The organism is Arthrobacter sp. NPDC056727 (assembly GCF_042790555.1).
Taxonomy (GTDB): Bacteria; Actinomycetota; Actinomycetes; order Actinomycetales; family Micrococcaceae; genus Arthrobacter.
Genome location: NZ_JBHTZA010000059.1, coordinates 1 through 2,351 on the forward strand (window position 1 = coordinate 1; position 2,351 = coordinate 2,351).

General features: G+C 59.7%; 1 protein-coding gene. It reads left to right on the forward strand.

What is annotated here, in order from left to right:
• The first annotated feature begins 112 nt into the window (after window positions 1–112).
• Complete coding sequence (locus ACFRAH_RS24220; protein WP_377993437.1) at window positions 113–1,774, forward strand: APC family permease; 1,662 nt, start codon at window positions 113–115, stop codon at window positions 1,772–1,774.
• Window positions 1,775–2,351: the final 577 nt, after the last annotated feature.

Sequence of the window (2,351 nt, forward strand, 5' to 3'; positions counted from 1 at the left end):
ACATCGGCTTCATGCTCGAACCCCACGGCTTCTTCAACCAAAACCCCACCCTCAACCTCCCCACCGAAACCCGCACCACCAACAGCGGCCACTGCAGCATGGGAGGCGAAAAATGAGCCGGCAACAAGCTGCAGCAAGTTCCAGTACCGCCAAGGCAGGTCCCACGTCCGGGAAGCTGAAGGCCAACACCCTGGGGCTGTGGGATGTGGTGTTCATGGCGGTCGCGACGTCGGCGCCCATCACGGTGATGAGTGGTAACGTCCCGATTTCGGTCGGCTTCGGTGTCGGCACCGGAACGCCGGCAACGTATATCTGGGCAACGGTGATCCTGTCCATCTTTGCGATTGCTTATGTCACGATGGCGCGCTACGTGACCTCGACGGCAGCGTTCTACGGCTTCATCTCGCGCGGTCTGGGGCGCGTGCTCGGCCTCGGAACCGGTTTCATGGTGACCTTCGGCTACATCGTTTTTGAAGCCAGCATCATCGGTATTTTCTCGTACTTTGGCCATCTGGCCTTCAAGGACCAGTTGGGCATGGACATCCATTGGGTAGTCTTCGCCGTGGGCGGGTTGCTGATCATCGGCTTCCTGACCTTCTTTGAGATCAGCATGGCAGCGAAAATCCTGACGCTGCTGTTGTTCACGGAGATCGCGATCCTGGCCATCATGGCCTTCGGCGTCCTGTTCCAGGGCGGAGGCCCCGACGGGCTGATGCCGGAGACATTGAACCCGGCCATTGCGTTCTCGCCAAACGGGCTGCAGTCCGCGGCGCCGGGGCTGGCCATGTTCATCGCGTTCTGGTCCTGGACCGGCTTCGAGTCGACGGTGATGTACGGGGAGGAATCCAAGAACCCGAAGAAGATCATCCCGATCGCCACCATGATCGCGGTCACCGGCGTCGGCGTCTTCTACACGTTTGTTTCCTGGATGTCCGTTGCAGGCAACGGCGCCCAGGGAGCTATCGCCCTGGCGCAGAGCGCCAACCCCCTGGACATGTTCTTCCACCCCACTGATGTCTTTGTCGGCCACGGCTGGGTCCTGGTCATGGAGTGGCTGATGATGACCGGATCCTTCGCCTGTGCCATGGCCTTCCATAATGCAGCCTCCCGCTACATGTACTCCCTCGGACGCGAAGGCATCCTTCCGGGCGTCCTTGGCAGAACCCACAAGAAGCACGGATCGCCGCACATCGCCTCATTTCTGCAGACGGGTATCGCCATCCTGTGGATCCTCGGATTCTGGTTCTTCAACAAGGACCCCTACCTGGATGTTTTCGCCCTTCTGGCGATCCTTGGGACATTCATGCTCGTGATTGTGCAGACCGTAACCATGGCGGCAGTGTTCAACTACTTCCGCAAGCACCATCCGGAGGAAAACTTCTGGCGTACCAAGGTCGCCCCCATTGTGGGTGGGGCGGGTATGTTAGCCGTTGTCATCCTGATGTTCCTGAACCTGGACACGGCTGCCGGACCTGCGTCGTCGTCCCTGCTGTTCAAGCTCATCCCCTACATCGCCGCCGCGCTGTTCATCACGGGGGCAGGCCTGGCGCTCTACTTCCGGAAGACCGATCCGCTCAAGTACGAGACCATCGGCCACGTCGTTCTTGCCGACGACGGCCACGGCCCGGTCCTGGACGAGGAAGATCCGGAGCCGTTGCACCCGATCGATCTCGACGACGTCAGGGCCATGGAGCGCCAGCACGCCACCGGCGACCTGGATCTGGAACTCGACGAACTCGAGCGCGAGAAAAAACTGGAGCTGGAGAAGGACTAGCCCCAACCACCCGGTCCCCGATGCCGCCTCACAGCGGCATCGGGGACTGCCCATGAAAGCGGATGCTCCCAGCTGCACAGCTGGGAGCATCCGCTTTTGCCGTCCCAGGGCACCTGGCCGACGTGCAGAACGCCAGCATTCGCAGGGCCGGCCGGTCGCTGCCGGACGTGTTTCCGAATGTTTCCAACATGTTAACTGGCGTGGGAATTTCCGGCTCCGAATTTCTCAAGTAAATGTTTATAAATCACTCGCCTAAACGAATTCCCTCACGTAGTTTTACTTGTGAAAGGAACGCAGGTGACCGGTATCACACCGGCCGGGATCGGAGCCGAACCCGGCCGGCCCCCTGGAAATAGGGGACCTTATCTGCGCCAGAGATAAACAGTTCTGACAACGACGACCAGTACTGGGAATCCAGGGACCTTTTTGCGCCTGTTGGCCCATGGGAACACCACCACCACAGGCATCCTCATCCCGATTTGTCTAGGAGATAAGCATGACTCTCGATATTGAAACTTCTGCTGCTGTTGTTGGGGTTGCGCACCCGTTGGATCCGTTGTCGCGGGCGGAGATTTCG

Excerpts from the sequence above, each read along its gene's own strand:
- ACFRAH_RS24220 (WP_377993437.1), top strand. The coding sequence starts at position 113 with ATGAGCCGGCAACAAGCTGCAGCAAGTTCCAGTACCGCCAAGGCAGGT.